Genomic DNA, 471 nt, shown 5'->3' on the forward strand with positions numbered 1-471 from the left:
GTCAGACGCGGGCGCGGTTGAGCGGGGGGAAGTTGACGTATGCGTCTGATATGCCTGCGCCGGTGGTGGCGGGGCGGATGGTGGTGGGGACGGCTCCGGACGGGTCGGTGTTCGCGGTGGACGGGGCGGAGCCGGAGGGCTGGTGAGGGCCGCGCTGGTGTTCCGGGGGGGGGGGGGGGGGGGGGGGGGGGGGGGGGGGGGGGGGCGGGCGGGGGGGGGGGGGGGGGGGGGGGGGGGGGGGCGGGGGGGGGCCCGGGGGGCCCCCCCCGGGACCCCGCTCCTCAATCGCCGGAGGGGCTTGACTTTGTCGCCTGGAGCCGCTGGGAGCGCCGGCCAAGGCTTGATATGGGCGCCCCGGACGCGGAATGCGTCGGGGGCCCGGACACGACAGGCCGGGGGTCCGGCCGGGACCGGAACCCCCGGGGGGGGGGGGGGCGGGGGCCCCCCCCGGGGGGCCGGGGGCGGGGGGGG

Origin of the sequence: Streptomyces durocortorensis, assembly GCF_016901035.1 — a bacterium.
GTDB classification, from domain to species: domain Bacteria; phylum Actinomycetota; class Actinomycetes; order Streptomycetales; family Streptomycetaceae; genus Streptomyces; species Streptomyces durocortorensis.